Consider the following 22,811-nt stretch of genomic DNA (forward strand, 5'->3'; position numbering starts at 1 on the left):
GGTCGGATGTCCGGTCGCGCGTCGGGTCGGGCGGCGTGGCAGCGTCGTCGCTCACGGTGCTCCTCGTCGGTCGTTCCGGCCGCGTCGGGCGGGCCGGTCGGGTCGGTGGGAGGGGTGGGAGGCCCGGCGCGGGACGCGCAGCTCGACGGTCGTGCCGCCCGCCGGACCCGAGGTGATGACGGCGCCGCCGCCGAGATCGGTCAGGCGCCCCCTGATGCTCGAGGAGACGCCGAGTCGGCCCTGGCCCACGGCCTCCTGGAGCCGGGCCTCGCTGAGGCCGCGCCCGGAGTCGCGGATCGTCACGGCGACGTCGCGGCCGTCGTCGTCGAGCAGCACCCAGGCGCGGGCACCCTCGCCGGCGTGCTTGCGGACGTTGTCGAGCGCGGCCTCCACTGCGGCGACCACCTCGTCGGCGACGCGTCGGGGCAGCAGCACGGGGTCGGCGGGCGACACGAGCTGGACGTCGTCGGTCTCGACGTGGCGCAGCAGGGTGCGCAGGTCGGCGTCGCCGCTCACGGCGCGGCCCACCTCCGAGAGGTCGGTCTGGCTGACGAGGGTGCGCAGGATGCGCTCCTGCTCGCCGGCCATGGCCCCGAGCGTGGCCGACTCCCCGCCGAGGTCGGTGGCGCGTCGGTGGATGAAGGAGAGGGTCTGCAGGACGCCGTCGTGCACGGTGCGCGCGAGGCGGTCGCGCTCGGCCCGGGCGGCGTCGAGGCGCATGGCCTCGGCGAGGGCGGAGTGGCTGTCCCGGGCGAGGTCGACGCAGTACCCGATGCACCCGCCGAGGAGCAGCCCGAAGATCGAGTTGGACACGGTGTTCGCGGTGGGCTGCACGACCTCGACGAACGAGCTCGCGGCGACGAGGCACGCCGCCGCGACACCGCCGCGCCAGCCGCGCAGGATCGCGAAGCCGACGACGGCGGCCGAGGGCCAGATCGAGGGCAGCGTCTTCGCGCCGGCGGTGATGACCTCGGGCGTGTCGACGAGCCGGGTGGCGAGGATGGCGCCGCATCCGATGGCGAGCTCGACGGTATAGGCGCGGACGGTGCGCATCGGCCGGACGGTCTGCACGGCGGTCCAGCCCGCGAGCACGCCGAGCACCACCACCGCCACGGACAGGTGGGCGACCCCGGCGCGTCGCTCCCACACCGAGTACACGGCGTAGACGAGGGCGAGGATCCGGAACACGTCGACGGCGCGCCACAGGCCGCGCACGACGACGTGCTCGTGCAGGGCCGGGCCCACGGGCGCCTCGGACCCGCCGGTCGCGACGGACATGGGTCAGGAGGCCGCCACGACAGGGCCGCCGTCCTCGTCGGAGTCTGCGTCCTCGTCGGAGGCGCGGCCGCTCTCGGAGCCGTCGGTGCGGTCGGTGTGCGACGACGCCCCAGCCGTCGCGGCGCGCACCACGCGCTCGTTGCCGTCGGCCCCCTCGGCCGCGTCGAGCGCCTGCTCGAGCTCTGGCGCGGCGCTGCCCGGCTTGGCGGCCTCCTGCAGCTCGCGGGCCTTGGCCTTGGCGGCGGCGACGAGGCGGTCCTTCATCGACGTCGCGTACATGTCGACGTACTCCTGGCCGGACAGCAGCATCAGCTCGTACATGACCTCGTCGGTGATCGAGCGCAGGACGAAGCGGTCGTCCTCCATGCCCTCGTACCGGGAGAAGTCGAGGGGCTTGCCGACGCGCACACCGATGCGCATGATCCGCGGGATGACCTTGCCCGTCGGCTGGGCCTTGTCGGCGCCGATCATCGCGATCGGGATGACGGTGACCTTGCCCTCGAGGGCCATGCGCGCCATCCCGGTGCGGCCGCGGTAGAGGCGGCCGTCGGGCGAGCGGGTGCCCTCGGGGTAGATGCCGAGCAGCTCGCCGCGGCGCAGCACCTTGAGGCCCGAGTTGAGGGCCGCGTTGCTCGCCTTGCCGCCCGAGCGGTCGACCGGCAGCTGCCCGACGCCCTTGAAGAACGCGGCGGTGAGGCGGCCCTTGAGGCCGCGGCCGGTGAAGTAGTCGCTCTTGGCCAGGAAGGTGACCCGGCGAGACACGACGAGCGGCAGGAAGATCGAGTCGGAGAAGGACAGGTGGTTCGAGGCGAAGATCGCCGCACCCGTCTCGGGGATGTTCTCCTCCCCCTCCACCCAGGGGCGGAAGAGGAGCTTGATGATCGGCCCGATGACGACCATCTTGAGGAACCAGTAGAACACCCGCGCACCCCTCCTGACTGTGACCGCTCGAACTCTACGGCACTCGCGCACGCACAGCGCCGCATGCGAGGATCATGAGGTCCAGCCGCACCGTCGCCAGGAGCCCACCGTGCCGGTCCCCACCGAGGTCGCCGCCACCCCACGCGGGGCGTCCTGGTCGCGCCTCCCGCGGCGCAGCGCCGCCGTCGTCGTCCACCTCGCCGCAGGGATCGGGAGGCTGTCGTGAACGACCGGGACCTCGACGACGAGTTCGCACGGATCATCGCCGGCTGGGACGCCGAGGCACCCGACCCGCTGCCGCGCCGCACACCGACCGCCGACGCGGATGCGACGGAGGCGCCGGATGTCCCGGACGCCACCGGCGACGCCACCACCGGCACGGCGAGCACGGCGAGCACAGACGCGCCGGTCCCCACCGACGACGTCCTCACCGACCCTGCGTCGAACCCCGCGCCCGCCGCGGACCCGGCCGCGCCCGGCGGCTCGGGCAGCCCTGCGGGCGCGGGCGGTTCGGACGTCCTCGACCTTCCGATCGCCTCGACGACATCGCACGTCTGGCGCGGTGGCCCGCCGAAGCGTGACGACGCCGACGCGCTCCTGGACCGGGTCGGCACCGACGAGCCCGACGACGACCACTTCGTGCCGCCCTCGGAGATCGACCTGCCCTCTGCCGAGACCGACCCGATGTTCTGGGCCATCGTCGGCGGCCTCGTCGGTGGTCCGCTCCTGCTGCTCTACGTCCTCTTCTTCGACCGCGACGGCAGCGGCTGGTGGGTCGTCACGGCGCTCGCGATGATCGTCGTCGGCTTCGTCCTGCTCGTGCTGCGCGGCGGCACCGAGCGCGACCCGTTCGACGACGGCACCCGCGTCTAGCCCTCCACGCCCTTCGGCACGAGATCGACCCAGAGGGGCCGGTGGTCCGACGCGACGGCGACGTCCGCGGCAATGGCCCGCTCCAGCGCGTCACGCCCACCCGGACGGTGCGGATCGCCCGGATCGCTCGGATCGCTCTGTGCCGCAACGAGATCCGGTACGGCCAGCACCGCGTCGATGGCCACCGACGGCGAGGCCGCGGGGAACGTCGGCTCGTCCGGGAGCACCGGAGGCCAGTGGCGTGTCAGCACGCGGCGCGCGTCACCCTCCGGTCCCTCGTTGAGGTCGCCGGCTACGACGCTGCGGGCCGGCAGCGTGGCGACGAGGTGCTCGGCGTGGCGCACCCGCTCCCCCGACCTCAGCCCGAGATGGATGCTCACGACCGTCACGGACGCGTCGGGCGGCCAGCCGTCAGGGGTCACCGTGACACCCGCCCAGCCGCGCGTCCGGTCCGGGAACCGCGTCCGCAGCCGTCCATGAGGGGAGGCGACCACCGCGACCCCCGGAGCCGTCAGGACGCTGGTTCCTCCGGTGCCGAATCTGCCTCTGCCCCAGTGCATCCCGCACTCCTGGGCGAAACGGGGCAGGCGCACCTCGGTGGTCAGCCGGCGTGGCACCTCCTGGAGGCACAGGACGTCGGGCGCCACCGCACGCACGACCCGGGCGGCGGCTCGACGGTCGTCGAGGAAGTCGCGGACGTTGTACGACATGACGCGCAGGGGCCGGACCCGCCCGGCCCCCGTATCCGACGTCACTGCGGAGTCACTGCCCGGTGCGCGCCAGCTCCGCCGCGCCGATGAGGCCGGCGTCGCTGCCGAGGACCGCCCGCACGATCCGCGCCTCCGGGCGGTAACCGCGCCCGGGCAGCTGGCGACGGAAGGCGTCGCGCGCCGGCCCGATGAGCATCTCGTCGGCCGCACTGACTCCCCCGCCGATGACGAACAGACCGGGGTCGAAGGCGGCGGCGAGGTTGGCCATCCCCACGCCCAGCCACTCGCCGATGTCCGCGAGCAGCTCACGGGCCGTGGCGTCCCCGTCACGGGCGGCTTCGGTGATGAACGGCCCCGTGAGGGCGCCCTTGTCACCACCCAGGCGCGCCAACAGGTCGACGACAACGGGCGAACCAGCCTCGATCATGGCCCGCGCCTCGCGCACGAGGGCGTTGCCGCTCGCGTACTGCTCCCAGCAGCCGCGGTTGCCGCACTCGCAGCGAGCGCCCTGGGGGACGACCTGCATGTGGCCGAACTCGCCGGCGATGCCGTACCGACCACGTTGCACCCGGCCGTCGATGATGAGGGCGCCACCGATGCCGGTGCCGAGCGTGATGACGACGACGTGCGACTCCCCGCGCGCCGCGCCGAACGTCGCCTCGGCCCACGCCGCGGCGTTGGCGTCGTTGTCGACGGTGATCGGCAGCTCGATGCGACCGGCGAGCGCGTCGCGCAGCGGCTCGTTGCGCCACGACAGGTGGGGTGCGAAGACGACGGTGGCGCGGTCCTCGGCGACGAACCCCGCCGCACCGATGCCGACCGCGACGACGTCCTCGCCGCTGTCGGCGCGCACCTGCGCGAGGAGGTCCTCGACCGCCTCGACGATGGTGTCCTCGACGACGCGCGGCGAGGTCGAGCGGTGCGGCGTGTCGCGCCGGACGCGGTGGGAGATGCGTCCCTGCTCGTCGACGACGCCGCCCGCCACCTTGGTGCCGCCGATGTCGATGCCGATCGCGAGTCCGGTGCTCACTCGGGCGTTCCCTTCCCGTCGTCGCCTGCCGCACCCGCGGCGCGGTCGCGGCGCTCGCGCTGAGCCGTGGCGAGGTCGCGCAGTGCAGTGGCGGCCAGCCCCACGACGTCGGCGAAGCGCTCGATGGCGTCCGGCTCGATCCGCTGGACGAAGGCGATGAGCTGGCAGACGGGGCAGACGGCGCACGCCGCCGGCGTCCGACCCCCGCAGGTGCACTCGTGCGCGTCGGCGCCGGAGGTCTCGCCACGGTCACCGGCCGGAGCCGAGCGGCTCGAGGCCGACGCGCCTTCCGGGCCGGTCTCGTCCGTCGCGTCGTCCGTCGCGTCGTCCGTCGGCTGGTCCGCTGCGGCACCCGCGCCGCCCCAGCCCCGGGAGGAGAGCAGGTCGACGAGCAGCGCGGCCTCCTCGGCGACCGAGCCGGTGGCGTCGCTGCGCGGCTCGCGCGTGTCGGTGTCCTCTGGCGTCACGGTCGATCAGGCCTCGACGCGCTTCTTCAGCTCCTTGAGGGCGGTGTCGACGATGACCTTCTCCGCCTTGCGCTTGAGCAGCCCGATCATGGGGACCTTGACGTCGACGGCGAGCCGGTAGGTGACGCGGGTGCCGTCGCCGTCGGTCGAGAGTGTGTACGAGCCGTTCATCGCCTTGAGCACCTGCGCCGAGACGAGGGACCACGACACGACACCGGTGCCGTCCTCGACGACGTCCCACTCGTAGTCGAGGACGTAGGTGTCCTTGATGGCGCCGGCGTCGAGCGTGAACTCCACCTGGTCGGCCCAGCCGTCGCCCTCCTCCGCGAGCACCCGGACGTCCTTCACCTCGCCCGCCCACTCCGGATAGGCCTCGAAGTCGGCGATGACGTCGAGCACCTCGCCGGGCGGTGCGGCGATGACGATGGAGGACTCGGTGCGATCGGCCATGCGCCGAAGGCTATCGCGCCGGGGGACGCGGCCCCGTGTGCCGCCGCGGGGCGTCGTGGGAGGATGGCGGCGACGGCGCGTCCGTGCTCGTGGACGCGCCGGCCCGACCGGGTCTCCGGTGCTGTGACGACGGCGACGTGGCCATCACGGTTACCGCTCGGTAGTGTCTGTCGCAGCCCGGCCCCGGCCAACAGGAGTGTCAGTGAAGGACAACGTCGTCGCACCGCTCGCCCCCGTCACGACGGAGGGGAGCCTCGCCCAACTGCCCCGTCGCAACGCGACCGAGGCGCCGAACGAGACCGCGTTCTCGATCAAGCGCCCGTCCGGCGGGTGGGGCCAGGTCAGCTGGACCCAGTTCGCCGACGACGTCGACGCCGTCGCGCGTGGCCTCGTCGCGGCCGGGGTGCAGCCGGGCGACCGCGTCGCCCTCATGTGCCGCACCCGCTACGAGTGGACGCTCGTCGACTTCGCCGGGTGGGCGGCAGGGGCGGCCGTCGTGCCGGTCTACGAGACGTCCTCCGCCGAGCAGGTGCAGTGGATCCTGTCCGACTCGGGCGCCCGCTTCGTCGTCGTCGAGACCCCGGCCCACGCGTCGGTCGTCGAGCAGGTGCGCGCCGACCTTCCCGGCCTCGCCGACGTGCTCGTCATCGACGACGGAGCCCTCGACGACCTGCGTGAGCGCGGCCGCGACGTGCCCCAGACCGACCTCGACGCCCGCCGCGACGGGCTCGACCGGAGGTCGGTCGCGACCATCATCTACACGTCCGGCACCACCGGCCGTCCCAAGGGCTGCGAGCTGACCCACGGCAACTTCCTCGACCTCGCCGAGAACGCCATCGGCAAGCTCGGCCAGGTCGTCCTCACCGACAACGCGTCGACGCTGCTCTTCCTGCCGCTCGCGCACGTCTTCGCCCGCTTCATCGAGGTGCTCTGCGTCGCCGGCAAGGCGCGCATGGGCCACTCGTCCGACATCAAGACCCTCCTCGACGACTTCGCCGGCTTCCAGCCGACGTTCGTCCTCGCCGTGCCCCGCGTGTTCGAGAAGATCTACAACTCCGCCGAGGCGAAGGCCTCCGGCGAGGGCAAGGGCAAGATCTTCCTGCGGGCCGCCACCGTGGCCATCGCCTACAGCGAGGCCCTCGACGAGGGCGGACCAAGCCTGTCCCTGCGCCTGCAGCACGCGCTCTTCGACCGGCTCGTCTACGGCAAGCTCCGCGCCGCGATGGGTGGCCAGGTGCGCTACGCCGTGTCCGGCGGCGCGCCGCTCGGCACCCGCCTCGGCCACTTCTACCGTGGCATCGGCGTGCTGATCCTCGAGGGCTACGGCCTGACCGAGACGACGGCGCCGGTGGCCGTCAACACGCCCGATAAGGTGAAGATCGGCACCGTGGGCTACCCGCTGCCGGGCTGCGGCATCCGCATCGCCGAGGACGGCGAGGTGCTCCTCAAGGGCGTCGGCGTCTTCACGAGCTACCACAACAACCCCCAGGCCACGCAGGAGGCGATCGTCGACGGCTGGTTCCGCACCGGCGACGTCGGCGAGCTCGACGACGACGGCTACCTGCGGATCACCGGTCGCAAGAAGGAGATCCTCGTGACGGCGGGCGGCAAGAACGTCGCCCCGGCCGTGCTCGAGGACCGCCTCCGCGCCCACCCGCTCGTGTCGCAGTGCATCGTCGTCGGCGACCAGAAGCCGTTCGTCGGGGTCCTCATCACGATCGACGAGGAGATGTGGCCGGGCTGGGCCAAGACCCACGGGCTCGAGGACGTCACCATCGAGCAGGCGCGGACCCACCCGAAGGTGCTCGAGGCGCTCCAGGCGGCCGTCGACCGGGCCAACCAGGCGGTGTCGCGCGCCGAGTCGATCCGCAAGTTCGCGGTGCTCCCCGGCGACTTCACCGAGTCCAACGGCTACCTGACGCCGTCCCTGAAGCTCAAGCGCGCCGTCGTCATGAAGGACTTCGCCGAGGACGTCGACAAGCTCTACGCCTGATACCCGGCGCAGGAGGCGTCGGCCCCGACGCGTCAGCCCTGGCGCAGCAGGGTCCGCAGGCGCGCCTGCCACCACCGCACCAGGGCGGCACGGTCGGTGCCGAGCTCGGCGCGCAGGGCCCGGTCGGCGACGGCATCGGGGTCACCGACGGCGTCGGCCGGCACCGCCAGGCCACCTGCCGCGGCACGGTAGAACTTCACGACCCCGGCCGTGCCGTAGCGGTCGGCGAGGGTGCGCAGCACGAGCAGGCTCTCGCCGTAGGCGACGGGGAGCCGCCCCGTCGAGGGGTCGAAGGCGGAGTCCGCGGGCAGGCCCTGCGGGAGCCCGTCCGCGCGGGCCGCGTCGAGGGCCGGGGCCACCACCGTGGCCTCCGGGAGGTCGACGGCGCGGTACCCGACGAGCTCGGCGAACCCCTCCGACAGCCACAGGGGCACCGGCCGTGTCGTCGAGGAGCGCACCGTGGCATGCGTCAGCTCGTGGGTCATGACGACGTCACGTCCGGCGGGACGCAGCGAGTCCCACGGGCCGGGAACGACGACGATCCGGTCGGCGCCGGCAGGGCTGCCCGCGACGAGCGGCCCGTCCGTCGCGGCCGCGACGCCCTCGAGGTCGCTGGCCTGGCGGCCCAGGAGCCGGGCCGCGTCGGCGTCGGTGGCCGGTGCCACCCAGACCGCGGGCCGGGACCGTCCCCAGACCGCGGCGACCCGCGCGCCCGCAGCGACGGCGCGGCGCTGCACCTCGGCGACACGGCCCGCGGAGCCGACGGCGAGCACGAGGGCGCGGTCGGTGCGCCGGACCACGAGGCCGGGCAGGTCCCACGGCTGCGGCCGGTCGGCAGGCCGCGAGGCCACGACCGTGACCGCCGCGGGATCGGCGGGGTCGGCCCTCACCGTCAGGTCGAGGTCGAAGGTTCGCGGCGCGGTGTCGAAACCCTCGAGCCGGTACGTCGAGGTGACCCTCACGTCCCAGTCGACCTTCGTTCCGCGCGGCGCCGGGACCGGGGCGCTGCGCTCGCGGACCCCGGCCACGGTCACGTCGCCGGCGCGCATGGCGACCATGCGCGCCAGGACCGCCGTCTGCGCCGCGCGCAGCCGGGGGTCGCCCGCGTCGAGGTCGGCGAGCCACGCGGCGCGGTCGCCCCTGCCGGCCGCCGCGGCGCGTCGCTCGGCGAGGGCCTGGACGGCGCGTGCCCGGGCACCCGCCCACGCCTCGGGCGTGACGTCCGCCGCGGCCGTCTCCGAGGCGACCGCGGCCGTCGTGCTCGTGGACCGGGTCGTGGCCACCGCTCCCCCGTCGGGTGACGAGGAGCAGGCGGCGGCCGTCGCGACGAGGACGCCGGAGGCGACCACCGCGACGAGTCGCACGCTCCCGGCCCTCACCACCGCGCCATCGTGGCACGCGGGGCTGGGTGCCGAGCCGTCAGCCGGCGTGGCGCGCCCGGTCGGCCGCCGAGGGCAGCGGGTCGAGCACGGCGCTGGCGGCGTTGGCCGTCGCGGTCGTGACGAGGCCGGCGCCGAGCAGCGCCGAGACGGCACGGCGTTCGGCGCGGTCGAGCGGCGCGGTGCGCACCTCGTCGTCGGGGGTGTCGGGCACCCGGTGCTGGTGGTGCGCCCGGGTGGACGCGGGACCGGGAGCCCGCACGGGGCGCGGCACCGTCACGATCGGCAGGGCCGACAGCGCGGTCACCATGCAGTCCGCGCAGTGGACGCCCCGGACGGGGCAGGTCTGGCAGTCGACGAGCATTCTTGGCCACCCTTCTGTCTCTCGTTGCGATGTGTCACCGGACACGCTAGGAGCCACCACCGACACCCCGCCCCACGACGTCGCGGCCACGGCACGCGGCGTGCGGAAGTCCCACGGCCGCAAGGGCGTTGCCCGGCCTGCCTCCGCGGTGATGTCGGCACCGACCCCTACCGTCGATGCCATGCACTCCTTCCAGGCCACGTTCGACGACCTCGGCACCCCGCTGGCCGGCGTCACGTTCGTCGTCGTGGACCTCGAGACCACCGGCGGTTCGCCGGCGCAGTGCGGCATCACCGAGATCGGCGCGGTCAAGGTCCGGGGCGGCGAGGTCCTCGGGGAGTTCCAGACCCTCGTCAACCCGGCCGAGCCCATCCCGGCCTTCATCTCGGTCCTCACCGGCATCACCGACGGCATGGTCGCCGACGCCCCGCGCATCGACACCGCCCTGCCCGCGTTCCTCGAGTTCGCCGCGGGCAGCGTCCTCGTCGCGCACAACGCCGGCTTCGACATCGGCTTCCTCAAGTCGGCGGCGTCGCTGACCGACAACCCGTGGCCCGGCTTCACCGTCCTCGACACGCTGCAGCTGGCCCGCCAGCTCGTCGTGCGCGACGAGTCGCCGAACCACCGGCTGTCCTCTCTCGCACAGGTCTTCGGCTCGCCGACGACCCCCGACCACCGCGCCCTGCACGACGCGCGCGCCACGGTCGACGTGCTGCACGGGCTCATCGAGCGCGTCGGCAACCTCGGCGTGCACACCCTCGAAGAGCTCGCCAGCTACACGTCCCGCGTCACGCCGGCGCAGCGGCGCAAGCGCTTCCTCGCCGACCCGCTGCCCAGCGCGCCCGGCGTCTACCTCTTCAAGGACGCCCAGGGCCGCGTCCTCTACGTCGGCACGAGCCGCGACATCCGCACCCGAGTCCGCACCTACTTCACGGCGTCCGAACAGCGCAGCCGGATGGCCGAGATGGTCCGCCTCGCCCAGGCCGTGCACCCCGTCGTGTGCCAGACCTCCCTCGAGGCGCAGGTCCGAGAGCTGCGGCTCATCGACGAGCACCAACCGCGCTTCAACCGCCGGTCCAAGGACGGCCGGCGCCTCTCGTGGGTCAAGCTGACCAACGAGCGATTCCCCCGCCTGTCCATCGTGCGGCGGGTGCGAGACGACGGCGCCCACTACATCGGGCCGTTCCGCTCGCGCGCCACCGCCCAGGCCGCCGTCGACGCCGTGCACGAGGTGGTGCCCCTGCGCCAGTGCACCGGCCGCCTCGCCGGTGGTCGCGGCTCCGCGTGCGTCCTCGCCGACATGGGCCGTTGCGGTGCGCCGTGCACCGGGGCGCAGACCCCCGACGAGTACGCCGTCGTCGCCGCGGGGTGCGCCTCCATCTTCACCGGCGACGCCCGCCCCGTCGCCGACCGGCTCCGGGCCCGGCTCGAGGAGCTCGCCTCGCAGGAACGTTTCGAGGACGCCGCCCGCGTCCGCGACCGCTTCCTCCAGCTCGTCCGCGGGGCTGCGCGCGCGCAGCGCATCACCCCGCTGACCCGCTCCCCCGAGATCGTCGCGGCCCGGCGCAGCGACGCCGGCGGCTGGGAGCTCGTCGCCGTCCGCCACGGTCGCCTCGCCGGCACCGCCGTGAGCCCGCGCGGCGCCGACCCGATGCCGTTCGTCCGCTCGATGCAGGCCACCGCCGAGGTCGTCGAGGCGCCGACGCCCGAGCGGCCCGCCGCCCTCACCGAGGAGACCGAGGTGATCCTGCGCTGGCTCGAGGCCCCCGGCGTGCGCATCGTCGAGCTCGACGGCTCGTGGACGTGCCCGGTCGGCGGCGCCGGGGCGGTCCGGCTCGAGCTCGAGCCGGCCGTGGCGTCGGCCCGCGACGCCGTCGGCTTCGACCACGACGTCCCGGCCCCCACCGCGTCGGGGCACCGGCGCCACGGCCTGCGCCGCGCCGGCTGACGACGGCTAGGGTGTCTCCCGTGATCACCGCCATCGTCATGATCAACTGCGAGGTCGACCGGATCCCCGAGGTCGCCGAGGCGATCGCGAACATCCCCGCCGTCTCCGAGGTCTACTCGGTCACCGGCGACGCCGACCTCATCGCGATGGTGCGGGTGCGGGCCCACGAGGAGTTCGCCGACGTCATCGCCGACCGCCTCAACAAGGTCGAGGGCGTCGTCGGCACGTCGACGCACATCGCCTTCCGCACCTACTCGGCCCACGACCTCGAGGCCGCGTTCAGCCTGGGCCTCGAGGGCGACTGACGCGACGCCGCTGACGCTGCTCGCCGCCGGTCAGCCTCGGGTCGCCGCGACCCAGCGCTCGACGACGCGCGTCGCCGAGCCGTCGTCGATCGCGGCCGCCGCACGCTCCATCGCGGCGCGCAGGTCGGCGTCGAAGTCCTCCTGACGCGCGCCGGAGTCGGGCCGGGTCAGGGCCAGCGCGATGCCGGCGTTGAGCAGCACGGCGTCGCGGACCGCACCCGTCGCGCCCGCGAAGACCTCGCGGACGACACCGGCGTTGTGCTCGGCGTCGCCGCCACGCAGCGCCTCGATCGGGTGCAGCGACAGGCCCAGACGGGTCGGGTCGACGACGCGGTCGCCGACCTCACCGTCGCGCACCCACCACACGGTCGTCGTCGTCGACACGGTCACCTCGTCGAGGCCGTCGTCGCCGCGGAACACGGCGGCGTCCTTGCCCCGGCCGGCGAAGACGCCCGCCAGCAGCGGGGCCATCCGCGCGTCGGCGCAGCCCACGGCAGCGTAGGTCGGCTGCGCCGGGTTGGTCAGCGGGCCGAGGAAGTTGAAGGCCGTGCCGATGCCGAGGTCGCGGCGCGGGACGGCCGTGTGCCGGAAGCCCGGGTGGAAGGTCTGGGCGAAGCAGAACGTGATGCCGGCCTCGTGGGCGACCTCGACAACGCGCTCGGGGGTCAGCGACAGGTCGATGCCGAGCGCCTCGAGGACGTCGGCGGAGCCGGACGACGACGACGCGGCGCGGTTGCCGTGCTTGACGAGGCGCACCCCGGAGGCCGCGACGACGATCGCCGACATCGTCGAGATGTTGACGGTGTGGGCGCGGTCGCCGCCGGTGCCGACGATGTCGACGCTCGGGCCGGGCACCTCGATGCGACGGGCGTGGGCGAGCATCTGCTCGGCCAGGCCCTGCATCTCCTCGATGCTCTCGCCCTTGGCGCGCAGGCCCATGAGGAAGCCGGCCACCTGGGCCGGGGTCGCCTCGCCGGCCATGATCTGGTCCATGGCCCACGCGGCCGTGCCGCGGTCGAGGTCACGCCCGGCGATGAGGTCGGCGTAGACGGAGGGCCAGCTCGTCGTCGTCGCGTCCGAGGTCATGCGCTCAGGCGCTGGTGGCGCCCGCGCGCGCGAGGGTCGTCACGGCGGCCGTCAGCGCGATCGGGTCGAGCGGGTGCGGCACGGCGAGGTCGGCCTGCGACCACGCGGCCAGCCAGCTGTCCTGGGGCCGGCCGGTGAGCACGATGATCGGCGGGCACTCGAAGATCTCGTTCTTCAGCTGACGCGCCAGGCCCAGGCCGCCGACCTTGGCGGCCTCGCCGTCGAGCACGAGGATGTCGAAGCGCTCGCCCTCGACAGAGCTGATGACCGCGTCGGCCGTGGCGCACTCGTGCCAGCGGACCACCTCGACGTCCTTGGCGGGACGACGGCCGACGGCAGCCCGGACGGCGTCGCGCGTCGTGAAGTCGTCGCTGTAGAGCAGGACGCTGACGCGCGCCACCCGGGGCGTGCCGGCCGTCGACGCCACGACGTCGGTGGAGGTGCCCTGGGCTGCGGTGTCGTTCGAGGCGGTCATGCGGCAGATGCTACCGGCCCGCACACGCGCGGCCGCAGGACCCTCCCGCCGGTCGGGACGCCGTCCCGTGCCGCCCGCCGGGCGGTGGCTCGGCGGGCGAACCGGACGTATCGCGCCCTCCCCCTCGGCGACGTGTCGGAATGGTCACGAATCCTCGACAGGGCGGTCGCAATCGGGGGGGTCGCTCGCCACCCCCGACATGAATGTGGGAATAATGTCCAACGTGGCGACAGCATCAGCAGTTCCTTCCAGCGCAGTAGCGAACCCGGCCGCTCACGGCCCGGCGACCCGCCCGAACATGGTTGCCGTCGGCACCATGGTCTGGCTCTCCAGCGAGCTCATGTTCTTCGCGGGTCTGTTCGCGGTGTACTTCCAGCTCCGCTCCGTCCGGGGCGACCTCTGGGCCCAGCAGACCGAGAAGCTCAACCTGCCGTTCGCGAGCGTCAACTGCCTCGTGCTCGTCATCTCCTCGGTGTGGTGCCAGCTCGGCGTCTGGAAGGCCGAGCGTGGCCACAAGGCCCGCACCGGCCGCCTCGTCGACATCAAGAACTGGGGCATGCGCGAGTGGTACGTCCTGACCTACCTCTTCGGCGCGTTCTTCATCGCCGGCCAGGTCATGGAGTACGCCGAGCTCGTCAGCGAGGGCGTCACGCTGAGCTCCGACGCCTACGGCTCGGTCTTCTACATGGCGACCGGCTTCCACGGTCTGCACGTGACCGGCGGCCTCATCGCGTTCCTGCTCATCATCGCCCGCACCTTCACGACGCGTCGCTACACCCACGCCAACGCGACCGGCGCCGTCGTCACCTCGTACTACTGGCACTTCGTCGACGTCGTGTGGATCGCGCTCTTCGCCACGATCTACATCCTGCGCTGACCCCACCGCCTCCGAAACCCTTCCGGCGCATGCCCCCTCGCACCACTCCGACCGTGACCCCCTTGGACGACAGGAAGACACAGTGAAAGCCTTGGCCGCCCGACGCCGACACCCCGCCGCGATCGCGGTGCTGCTGCTGCTCGGCCTGCTCGTGACCGGGGGCGCCTACTCCTTCCTCGCCCCCAAGGACGCCAACGCGGCCGCGTCCGTCGCTGCCGACACCGTCGCCGAGGGCAAGGACCTCTTCCTCGCCAACTGCGCCAGCTGCCACGGCCTCAACGCCCAGGGCACGAAGTCCGGCCCCTCGCTGGTCGGGGTCGGCGCCGCGTCCGTCGACTTCCAGGTCGGCACCGGCCGCATGCCGCTCGCCGGCCCGAACATCCAGGCCCCGGTCAACAAGGTGAAGTTCTCGCAGGAGCAGATCAGCGCCCTCGCCGCCTACGTCGCCTCGCTCGGCTCGGGCCCGGCCGTCCCGGACTCGAAGTACACGACCGTCATCGAGCCCGGCTCCGCCGAGGACAACAAGGCCATCGCCGAGGGCGGCGAGATCTTCCGCGTCAACTGCGCCATGTGCCACAACTTCGCCGGCGCCGGTGGCGCGCTGACCCGCGGCAAGTACGCGCCGTCGCTGCAGGAGACCACCCCGACGCACATCTACGAGGCCATGCTCACCGGCCCGCAGTCGATGCCCGTCTTCAACGACACCAACCTGACCCCCGAGGCCAAGCAGAAGGTCATCTCCTACCTCAAGGCGCAGGAGAACGAGACCAACGTCGGCGGCCTGACGCTCGGCAACCTGGGCCCGGTCTCCGAGGGCCTCTTCGCGTGGGTCTTCGGCCTCGGCATCCTCATCGCCTGCGCCGTCTGGCTCGGCAAGAAGGCCGCATGAGCACCCACTGCATCGTCCAGATCACGCACGACGACAGGACCACCACCCGATGAACGACAACGAGACGACGGACACCGGAGCGGGCAGCGCGCTCGCCCACGGTTCCGAGTCGGGCGCCGTCGAGCGCCACGCCGACGCCGCAGCGGACCTCTTCGAGAACCCGGGGCTGCCGCCGCACGTCCACCGCGCCGCCGACGACGACCCCGCCGCCGCCAAGCGCGCCGAGCGCCAGGTCGCGACGCTGTTCGGCCTGTCGATGCTGGCCACGCTCGTCTTCCTCGTCAGCTACTTCGCGATCCCCGACGAGGCCACGTTCTTCTTCCCGGGCATCGGCAAGGCCAAGACGCAGAACGTCGTCCTCGGCCTCTCGCTCGGGTTCGCGATCTTCCTCATCGGCATCGGCGCGGTCCACTGGGCCAAGACGCTCATGTCCGACGAGGAGATCGTCGAGGAGCGCCACGTCCAGGCCTCCACGACGCAGCAGCGCGCCAAGGCCGTTCAGGTCGTGTCCGCCGGCGTCGAGTCGACGCAGATGAACCGCCGCCCCGTCCTGAAGTACACGCTCGGCGGCGCGCTCGGCCTCTTCGCCCTCCCCCTCGGCCTGCAGGTCGCCGGCTCGCTCGGCCCGGTCACCGTCGACGAGCTCAAGCACACGATCTGGGACCCGAAGGACAACGGCGGCAAGCCGATCCGCCTCATGCGCGACCCGGAGATGACGCCGATCCGCCTCGACGAGGTCACCCTCGGATCGGTCTTCCACGTCATGCCGGAGACCCTTCAGAAGTACATCGACGAGGGCAAGCACGTCCTCGAGGCCAAGGCCAAGGCAGCGGTCATCCTGATCCGCCTCGAGCCTGACCTGATCAAGGTGCAGAAGGCCAAGGACTGGGGCGTCGACGGAGCCGTCGCCTACTCCAAGATCTGCACCCACGTGGGCTGCGCGGTCGGCCTCTACGAGCAGCAGACGCACCACCTGCTCTGCCCCTGCCACCAGTCGACCTTCGACCTCACCGAGGACTGCGCCGTCATCTTCGGCCCGGCCAAGCGGCCGCTGCCGCAGCTGAAGATCACCGTCGACGACGCCGGCTACCTCGTCGCCCCCCAGGGCTTCCTCGAGCCCGTGGGACCGAGCTTCTGGGAGCGTGCACGATGAGCACCATCAACGAGTCCCGTCCCGCCGACGCGCTGCGTTCCGGCGACCGTCAGGCCGACGCCGAGGCGTCGGCCACCAAGCCGCTCGGCGGCATCGCCGGCTGGGTCGACGACCGCGTCGGCGCCGCCAAGGGCGTGTCGTTCCTGGCCAAGAAGGTCTTCCCCGACCACTGGTCGTTCATGCTCGGCGAGATCGCGATGTACTCGATGATCGTCTGCCTGCTGACCGGCGCGTTCCTGACGTTCTGGTTCGTCCCGAGCGCCAGCCAGGTCGTCTACGACGGCTCGTACGTGCCCCTCCAGGGCGTGACGATGTCCGACGCCTACCGCTCGACGCTCGACATCTCGTTCGACATCCGTGGCGGGCTGCTCATCCGACAGATCCACCACTGGGCGGCGCTGATCTTCGTCGTCTCGGTCTTCGTGCACATGGCGCGCGTCTTCTTCACCGGCGCCTTCCGCAAGCCGCGCGAGATCAACTGGGTCTTCGGCACCATCCTGTCGATGCTCGCCTGCATCGAGGGCTTCGCCGGCTACTCGCTGCCCGACGACCTGCTCTCGGGCACCGGCATCCGCGCGATGAACGGCTTCGTCCAGTCGGTGCCGGTCATCGGCTCGTACATGAGCTACTTCATCTTCGGCGGCGCGTTCCCGGGCGAGGCGATCATCCCGCGCCTCTACTCGGCGCACGTCCTGCTCATCCCGGCGATCCTCGTCGGCCTCTTCACGGCGCACATCCTGCTGGTCTTCGTGCACAAGCACACCCAGTTCCCGGCGCCCGGCCGTACGAACAACAACGTCGTCGGCTACCCGCTCCTGCCGGTGTACATCGCCAAGGCCGGCGGCTTCTTCTTCATCGTCTTCGGTGTCATCGCCCTCATCTCGGCGGTCGTGACGATCAACCCGATCTGGGCCTACGGCCCGTACGACCCGTCGCCGATCACGGCCGGCTCCCAGCCCGACTGGTACATGGGCTTCGCCGACGGTGCGCTGCGTCTGCTCCCCGGCTTCCTCGAGTTCGTCTCGTGGGGCAACTTCACGTGGAGCATGAACATCTTCCCCGGCTCGATCCTGCTGCTGCCGATCATGTGGACGATCATCGGCGCCTACCCGTTCGTCGAGGCCTGGGTCACCGGTGACAAGCGCGAGCACCACCTGCTCGACCGCCCGCGCAACGCCCCGACGCGCACGGCCGTCGGCATCGCCGGCATCACGATGTACGTCGTGCTCTTCTTCGCCGCCGGCAACGACCTCATGGCGATCAAGCTGCACCTGTCGATCAACGACATCACGCAGACGCTGCGGGTGCTGTTCTTCGTCGGCCCGGTCATCGCCTTCATCGTCACCAAGCGGATCTGCCTGAGCCTGCAGCGGGCCGACCAGCAGAAGGTTCTCCACGGCCGTGAGACCGGCACCATCTGGCGCTACGCCGACGGTCGCTTCGAGGAGATCCACGCACCGCTGACGCCCGAGGAGCGGTGGGTGCTCGTCCAGCACGAGTCCCCCGAGCCCCTGGCGCTCACGGCGGGCAAGGACGCCAACGGCGTCGACAGCCCGATCGCCCGCAAGGAGCGGCTGCGCGCGAAGTTCTCGCACTTCTACTTCAGGGACCGCGTCGCCCCGGTCACGCCGTCCGAGCTCGAGGCCGCGCACCACGACCACGGCGGCCACGCCGCCGCCCCGGCGGGCGAGCACGAGGCCATCGAGGCCGGTGCGGGCAGCGAGCGCGAGACGATCAAGGCCGACCGCCACCACGACTGAGGCCACCGTCCTGCCGCCCGACGCACCGCGTCCGGTTCGCCCGAAGGCCCCGACCCGCACCGGGTCGGGGCCTTCGGCGTCCCCGCCGCAGCACCGGTCCCGACGCGCCGACCGCACCCTGCTCTGAGAAACTTCTCAGAACCGGACGAAAGGGTCTGCTCGGGTGACCGGCGCTCCCGGTGCCCTCCCCCACCTCGAGAGGTACATGCATGCTCGACACGATCTTCGGCCTCCCCGTCCATCCGCTCGTCGTCCATGCGACGACCGTCATCGTTCCCTCCGCGGCCGTGGCCGTCCTCCTCGCCGCGGTGTGGCCTCGGTTCCGTCGCTGGGCCGGCTGGCTCCCGCTCGCGCTGTCGGTGCTCGCCGTCGTCCTGACCCCGCTGTCGACCCAGTCAGGCGAGGCCCTCGAGCGCCGCGTCGAGCACAGCGACCTCATCGAGCAGCACTCGGAGCTGGCCGACGGCCTCCTCCCCTGGGTCATCCTCCTGCTCGTCGGCGCCGCAGCGCTCTACGTCGTCGCGCGCCGCGAGCGGGCAGCCGCCGCCGACGCGACCGACGGGGCGACCGATGGCGCGACGGCACCGGCCCCGCCGGTGGCGGCCGAGCGCGTCGCGCCCGCGGCGGTGCTGCCGCGCTGGCTGCTCGTCGGCGCGGCCGTGGTCGGCCTCGTCGCCGCCCTCGGCACGTCGGTGCAGGTCGTCCGCATCGGCCACAGCGGCGCCCAGGCCGCCTGGTCCGACTCCGTGTCGCAGACGCCCGCCCCGCAGGGCGGCGACGGCGACGGCAACTGAGGGCGGGCGTGCCCTGACCTCGCCGACGAAGCGTCCTGCGCCCGCACTCGTCCCGTAGGACCCCCACGACACCGGAGACGGCCCGTGGAGGCGCTCAGCGCGCTCCACGGGCCGTTCTGCGTGCGTGGAGCGTCCCCTCGGGCTTCCGTCTGCCGCCGCGGCACTCCGGTGCTGCTGCGGCCGCGACGGTGCGGGCCACCCGCCGTGCGAGACTGCTGCCGTGCAGCACCTGTCCGAGGCGGAGTTCGAGCAGGCCGTCGGCGACGCCCTCGACACCATTCCCGAGGACCTGGCCCGAGCCATGGACAACGTCGTCGTCCTCGTCGAGGACGAGCCGCCGGCGCACGACGCCGAGCTGCTCGGCATCTACGAGGGCACGCCGCTCACCGAACGCGGCGAGTGGTGGTCGGCCGGCTCGCTGCCCGACCGGATCACGATCTTCAAGGGGCCCCTCGAGCGGATGTGCACCGACCTCGAGGAGCTGCGCGAGGAGATCGCGGTCACCGTCGTGCACGAGGTGGCCCATCATTTCGGCATCGACGACGAGCAGCTGCACGAGCTCGGCTGGGGCTGACCTGTCTCGTGCGGTGGACACTTTGCCCCTGCCCGGGGGCACCTGCCCTTTACGGCCCCGCCCGGAGGATCTACGGTCGTAGGACCGACCACCGATCGGATGGAGGTGCAAGCGAGGATGTTCTCTCCCACACGATCGCACCACGAGCCCGAGGGTCCGTGACGCACGTGGCCAACACGAAGGGGAGGGTCCTGCGCCCTCCCCTTCGTCATGTCCTGGACCAGATATCCCGACCAGATGTCCTGACCCGATGTCCTGACCCGGATGTGCGCCGCCGCCGGGACGCGGAACGGGCCCGGTCGCCAGTGGCGACCGGGCCCGTTCCGGTGTCTGCGGGTGTCTGCGGCTGCCTCAGATGGAGTACTCGCCCGAGAAGGACTCGAACACCCAGAGGACGACCGCGGGGATCGCGAAGAACACGCCGATGATGAACAGCCACCAGCCGATCGCGAGCCCGGCGAACATGATCGCGCCGGAGGCGCCGAGCCACAGCGGCGTCCAGGAGCTGGCGACGAAGTAGCCGTAGTTTCCCTCGGCCTCCTCGATCTCGCCGCTCGCGTTGTCCTCGGGACGCAGCGGCAGCTTCTTGCCGGTCATCCAGAAGTAGAAGCCGGACAGGGCGAAGAGGGCACCGGTGAGGACCAGGGCGGTGACGCCGATGGGCTCCTCCCACTTGGACCAGAACCCGTAGATCAGCGTGACCGGGACGAAGAAGATGAACAGGTAGACCAGCAGCTTGGTCTCGACGCGCATCGGTCAGTCCTCACGCTTGTCGGTACGGGCGGGGGTGGTCTCGTGCTCGACGTCGGCCGGGCCCATCACCTGCGTGAGGGTGCCCTGGTCGGCCACCGGCCGGACGCCCGCGGCGGCCTCGGGGTGGTGCAGGTCGAACGCGGGGCGCTCCGAGCGGATGCGCGGCAGCGAGGTGAAGTTGTGCCGCGGCGGCGGGCACGAGGTGGCCCACTCGAGCGAGGCACCGTAGCCCCACGGGTCGTCGGACTCGACGAGCGGAGCCTTCCGCCAGGTCTTCCAGACGTTGTAGATGAACGGGATCATCGAGGCGCCGAGCAGGAACGCACCGCAGCTCGAGACGATGTTCGCGGCCTGGAAGCCTTCCTCCGGCAGGTAGTCCGGGTAGCGACGGGCCATGCCCTCGATACCGAGCCAGTGCTGGATGAGGAAGGTCGTGTGGAAGCCGATGAAGAGCATCCAGAAGTGGATCTTGCCGAGCCGCTCGTCGAGCATCCGGCCGGTCAGCTTCGGCCACCAGAAGTAGTAGCCGGCGAACATCGCGAACACGACGGTGCCGAACACGGTGTAGTGGAAGTGCGCCACGACGAAGTAGCTGTCGGACAGGTGGAAGTCGAGCGCCGGGCTGGACAGGATGATGCCGGTCAGGCCGCCGAAGAGGAACGTGACGAGGAAGCCCATCGCCCACAGCATCGGCGTGGCCATGACGACCTTGCCGCCCCACATCGTGCCGATCCAGTTGAAGAACTTCACGCCGGTCGGGACCGCGATGAGCATCGTCATGACGGCGAAGAAGGGCAGGAGCACCTGGCCGGTGACGTACATGTGGTGCGCCCAGACGCTGGCCGACAGGGCCGCGATGGCGATCGTGGCGAAGACGAGGGTCTTGTAGCCGAAGATCGGCTTGCGCGAGAAGACCGGCAGGACCTCGCTGATGATGCCGAAGAACGGCAGCGCGATGATGTACACCTCGGGGTGGCCGAAGAACCAGAACAGGTGCTGCCAGAGCATGGCACCGCCGTTCTCGGCGTCGAAGATGTGCATCCCGAAGCGTCGGTCACCACCGAGGGCGAACAGCGCCGCGGCGAGGATCGGGAAGACGATGAGCACGAGCAGCGACGTGATGAGCGCCGTCCACGTGAAGATCGGCATCCGGAACATCGTCATGCCGGGCGCGCGCATGCACACGATCGTCGTGATGAAGTTGACGGCGCCGAGGATCGTGCCGAAACCGGCGAGCGCGAGGCCGAAGACCCAGAGGTCGCCGCCGAGGCCGGGGCTGTAGGACACGTCCGACAGCGGCGCGTAGGCGAACCAGCCGAACGCGGCCGCGCCCTGCGGCGTGAAGAAGCCGGCCGAGGCGATGAGGCCACCGAAGAGGTAGAGCCAGTAGGCGAACATGTTCAGGCGCGGGAACGCGACGTCCGGGGCGCCGATCTGCAGCGGCATCAGCGCGTTCGTGAAGCCGGCGAAGAGCGGCGTCGCGAAGAGCAGCAGCATGATCGTGCCGTGCATCGTGAACAGCTGGTTGAACTGCTCGGGGTTGTCGACGACCTGCAGACCCGGGGCGAACAGCTCGGCCCGGATGAACAGGGCCATGATGCCGCCGAGCAGGAAGAAGACGAACGAGGTGATGAAGTAGAGGTTGCCGATGACCTTGTGGTCGGTGGTGGTGACCCACTTGACGAAGGTCTGGCCCTTGAGGCGCGGACGCGGGGTGGCGGCCGGGACCGAGGCCTCACGGTTGAGGGTTGCGGACGTCATTGGTTGCTCCCAGTACGAGCGGGTGCGGGGATCTTGTCGGCGTCGGCGGGCACCATGTGCTCACGGCTGACGTCGACGGGCACGAGGCCGCTCTGGCCGATGTCGGCGAGGTGCTTCATCTGCTGGTCGTACTCATCCTGGGTGACGACCTTGACCATGAACAGCATCTGCGAGTGGTAGGCGCCGCAGAGCTCGGCGCACTTGCCCTGGAACTCGCCGGTCTGCGTCGGGGTCAGCGCGAAGGTGTTCGTCTTGCCCGGGAGCATGTCCATCTTCATCATGAACGACGGGATCCAGAAGCTGTGGATGACGTCGCGGGCGTTGAGGATGAACTGGACCCGCTTGTTGACCGGGAGGTAGAGCACCGGCATCTGGGCGCGCTTGCCCGTGCTGCCGTCGAGCTCGGTGTGGACGCCGCTCTCGTGGACGTTCGCCGCGATGTAGTTGAAGTCCCAGCTCCACTGCTTGGCGACGACGCTGATCTGCAGGTCGGGCTTCTTGCTCGTCGTGTCGATGAGCGCGGCCTCGTCGCGGGCGGTGTAGAAGAAGAACACGGCGACCATGAAGACCGGGACCACCGTGTAGAGCAGCTCCATCGGCACGTTGTACCGGAGCTGAACCGGGAGGGTCTCGTCGCCCTTGCGCTTCCGGAAGCGGATGGCGGCGTAGAGCATGAGGCCCCACGTGATGGCGCCGACCGCGAGGACGGCGATCCAGCTGCCGACCCAGAGGTCGGTGACCGTCCTGCCGCTGTCGGAGACCGCCTCCGGGAGGAACCCGTTGGAGAGCTGACCCTGACAGCCGGCCAGCGCGAGACCGGAGACCGCGGCCACCGCCGCGACCCGGAACGCCCTGCGTCCCCGTCCTGCCGAGGTCACCGCCGGCGTGGCCGGGGTGTCGTCGTGCTCAGGCACCAGGTGCACCTTTCTTGCCGTTCGTGTGCGCGCCGGGCGCGCCACTGAGCGCTTCCC

General features: G+C 71.8%; 23 protein-coding genes. 10 read left to right on the forward strand and 13 right to left on the reverse strand.

Annotated features, from left to right (window positions below):
- Positions 1 to 51: 51 nt before the first annotated feature.
- On the reverse strand, positions 52 to 1,278 hold the full coding sequence (macS, locus tag RY076_RS13195; RefSeq protein WP_323098674.1) for a MacS family sensor histidine kinase: 1,227 nt from the start codon (positions 1,276 to 1,278) through the stop codon (positions 52 to 54).
- 3 nt (positions 1,279 to 1,281) lie between these two features.
- Positions 1,282 to 2,199: a lysophospholipid acyltransferase family protein gene (locus RY076_RS13200; protein ID WP_323098675.1), complete on the reverse strand. Its 918-nt coding sequence runs from the start codon at positions 2,197 to 2,199 to the stop codon at positions 1,282 to 1,284.
- A 222-nt stretch (positions 2,200 to 2,421) separates the two neighbouring features.
- Here RY076_RS13200 and RY076_RS13205 point away from each other — a divergent pair, with 222 nt between their 5' ends.
- Entirely contained in the window at positions 2,422 to 3,072 is a 651-nt protein-coding gene (locus RY076_RS13205) for a hypothetical protein (RefSeq protein WP_323098676.1), read from the forward strand.
- On the opposite strand, the gene RY076_RS13210 is transcribed toward RY076_RS13205, so the two are convergent.
- From RY076_RS13210 to RY076_RS13225, 4 genes are read right to left on the reverse strand one after another with little or no spacing between them, the layout of a single operon-like run.
- A complete protein-coding gene (locus tag RY076_RS13210; RefSeq protein ID WP_323098677.1) occupies positions 3,069 to 3,782 on the reverse strand; it encodes an endonuclease/exonuclease/phosphatase family protein in 714 nt (237 codons plus the stop codon). The two genes, RY076_RS13205 and RY076_RS13210, sit on opposite strands and share 4 nt — an antisense overlap.
- 52 nt (positions 3,783 to 3,834) lie before the next feature.
- A complete protein-coding gene (locus tag RY076_RS13215) occupies positions 3,835 to 4,812 on the reverse strand; it encodes an ROK family glucokinase (protein WP_323098679.1) in 978 nt (325 codons plus the stop codon).
- Positions 4,809 to 5,279 (reverse strand): hypothetical protein, encoded by a 471-nt coding sequence (locus RY076_RS13220; RefSeq protein ID WP_323098680.1) that lies wholly within the window; start codon positions 5,277 to 5,279, stop codon positions 4,809 to 4,811. The genes RY076_RS13215 and RY076_RS13220 overlap by 4 nt, the downstream gene beginning before the upstream one ends.
- 6 nt (positions 5,280 to 5,285) lie before the next feature.
- Positions 5,286 to 5,729: an SRPBCC family protein gene (locus RY076_RS13225; protein ID WP_323098681.1), complete on the reverse strand. Its 444-nt coding sequence runs from the start codon at positions 5,727 to 5,729 to the stop codon at positions 5,286 to 5,288.
- A 202-nt stretch (positions 5,730 to 5,931) separates the two neighbouring features.
- Here RY076_RS13225 and RY076_RS13230 point away from each other — a divergent pair, with 202 nt between their 5' ends.
- A complete protein-coding gene (locus RY076_RS13230) occupies positions 5,932 to 7,722 on the forward strand; it encodes an AMP-dependent synthetase/ligase (protein ID WP_323098682.1) in 1,791 nt (596 codons plus the stop codon).
- 32 nt (positions 7,723 to 7,754) lie between these two features.
- Here the strand turns inward: RY076_RS13230 and RY076_RS13235 are convergent, their stop codons facing one another.
- Together RY076_RS13235 and RY076_RS13240 are read right to left on the reverse strand one after the other, a co-directional pair.
- Positions 7,755 to 9,086, reverse strand: a complete 1,332-nt coding sequence (locus RY076_RS13235; RefSeq protein ID WP_323098683.1) for a hypothetical protein — start codon at positions 9,084 to 9,086, stop codon at positions 7,755 to 7,757.
- Positions 9,087 to 9,141: 55 nt separating this feature from the next.
- On the reverse strand, positions 9,142 to 9,465 hold the full coding sequence (locus tag RY076_RS13240; RefSeq protein ID WP_323098685.1) for a hypothetical protein: 324 nt from the start codon (positions 9,463 to 9,465) through the stop codon (positions 9,142 to 9,144).
- A 181-nt stretch (positions 9,466 to 9,646) separates the two neighbouring features.
- Here RY076_RS13240 and RY076_RS13245 point away from each other — a divergent pair, with 181 nt between their 5' ends.
- Positions 9,647 to 11,413, forward strand: a complete 1,767-nt coding sequence (locus RY076_RS13245) for a DEDD exonuclease domain-containing protein (protein WP_323098686.1) — start codon at positions 9,647 to 9,649, stop codon at positions 11,411 to 11,413.
- Positions 11,414 to 11,433: 20 nt separating this feature from the next.
- A complete protein-coding gene (locus tag RY076_RS13250; RefSeq protein WP_323098687.1) occupies positions 11,434 to 11,718 on the forward strand; it encodes an Lrp/AsnC family transcriptional regulator in 285 nt (94 codons plus the stop codon).
- 30 nt (positions 11,719 to 11,748) lie between these two features.
- Here RY076_RS13250 and trpD read toward each other — a convergent pair whose 3' ends face one another.
- Positions 11,749 to 12,804 (reverse strand): anthranilate phosphoribosyltransferase, encoded by a 1,056-nt coding sequence (gene trpD / locus RY076_RS13255; RefSeq protein ID WP_323098689.1) that lies wholly within the window; start codon positions 12,802 to 12,804, stop codon positions 11,749 to 11,751.
- 4 nt (positions 12,805 to 12,808) lie between these two features.
- Positions 12,809 to 13,279, reverse strand: coding sequence for a PleD family two-component system response regulator (locus RY076_RS13260; protein WP_323098690.1), 471 nt, complete (start codon positions 13,277 to 13,279; stop codon positions 12,809 to 12,811).
- A 214-nt stretch (positions 13,280 to 13,493) separates the two neighbouring features.
- Here RY076_RS13260 and ctaE point away from each other — a divergent pair, with 214 nt between their 5' ends.
- The 6 genes from ctaE to RY076_RS13290 all read left to right on the forward strand — a co-directional run bounded on the left by ctaE (position 13,494) and on the right by RY076_RS13290 (position 19,326).
- Complete coding sequence (gene ctaE / locus RY076_RS13265; RefSeq protein ID WP_323098691.1) at positions 13,494 to 14,156, forward strand: aa3-type cytochrome oxidase subunit III; 663 nt, start codon at positions 13,494 to 13,496, stop codon at positions 14,154 to 14,156.
- Between the two features lie 82 nt (positions 14,157 to 14,238).
- Entirely contained in the window at positions 14,239 to 15,045 is an 807-nt protein-coding gene (qcrC, locus tag RY076_RS13270) for a cytochrome bc1 complex diheme cytochrome c subunit (protein WP_323098692.1), read from the forward strand.
- A 49-nt stretch (positions 15,046 to 15,094) separates the two neighbouring features.
- Positions 15,095 to 16,198, forward strand: a complete 1,104-nt coding sequence (qcrA, locus tag RY076_RS13275) for a cytochrome bc1 complex Rieske iron-sulfur subunit (protein ID WP_323098693.1) — start codon at positions 15,095 to 15,097, stop codon at positions 16,196 to 16,198.
- On the forward strand, positions 16,195 to 17,958 hold the full coding sequence (gene qcrB, locus RY076_RS13280; protein WP_323098694.1) for a cytochrome bc1 complex cytochrome b subunit: 1,764 nt from the start codon (positions 16,195 to 16,197) through the stop codon (positions 17,956 to 17,958). The genes qcrA and qcrB overlap by 4 nt, the downstream gene beginning before the upstream one ends.
- A gap of 209 nt (positions 17,959 to 18,167) precedes the next feature.
- Positions 18,168 to 18,752, forward strand: a complete 585-nt coding sequence (locus RY076_RS13285) for a DUF2231 domain-containing protein (RefSeq protein ID WP_323098695.1) — start codon at positions 18,168 to 18,170, stop codon at positions 18,750 to 18,752.
- 220 nt (positions 18,753 to 18,972) lie between these two features.
- On the forward strand, positions 18,973 to 19,326 hold the full coding sequence (locus RY076_RS13290; protein WP_323098696.1) for a metallopeptidase family protein: 354 nt from the start codon (positions 18,973 to 18,975) through the stop codon (positions 19,324 to 19,326).
- 351 nt (positions 19,327 to 19,677) lie between these two features.
- On the opposite strand, the gene RY076_RS13295 is transcribed toward RY076_RS13290, so the two are convergent.
- Genes RY076_RS13295 through ctaC form a run of 3 tightly spaced genes read right to left on the reverse strand, consistent with a single transcriptional unit; the run spans position 19,678 to position 22,754 of the window.
- Positions 19,678 to 20,079, reverse strand: coding sequence for a cytochrome c oxidase subunit 4 (locus RY076_RS13295; RefSeq protein ID WP_323098698.1), 402 nt, complete (start codon positions 20,077 to 20,079; stop codon positions 19,678 to 19,680).
- A 3-nt stretch (positions 20,080 to 20,082) separates the two neighbouring features.
- Positions 20,083 to 21,840: an aa3-type cytochrome oxidase subunit I gene (ctaD, locus tag RY076_RS13300; protein ID WP_323098699.1), complete on the reverse strand. Its 1,758-nt coding sequence runs from the start codon at positions 21,838 to 21,840 to the stop codon at positions 20,083 to 20,085.
- On the reverse strand, positions 21,837 to 22,754 hold the full coding sequence (ctaC, locus tag RY076_RS13305) for an aa3-type cytochrome oxidase subunit II (RefSeq protein ID WP_323098700.1): 918 nt from the start codon (positions 22,752 to 22,754) through the stop codon (positions 21,837 to 21,839). Before ctaC ends, ctaD begins: the two co-directional genes overlap by 4 nt.
- Between the last annotated feature and the right edge of the window lie 57 nt (positions 22,755 to 22,811).

Source organism: Intrasporangium zincisolvens (assembly GCF_034724055.1).
GTDB classification, from domain to species: Bacteria; Actinomycetota; Actinomycetes; order Actinomycetales; family Dermatophilaceae; genus Monashia; species Monashia zincisolvens.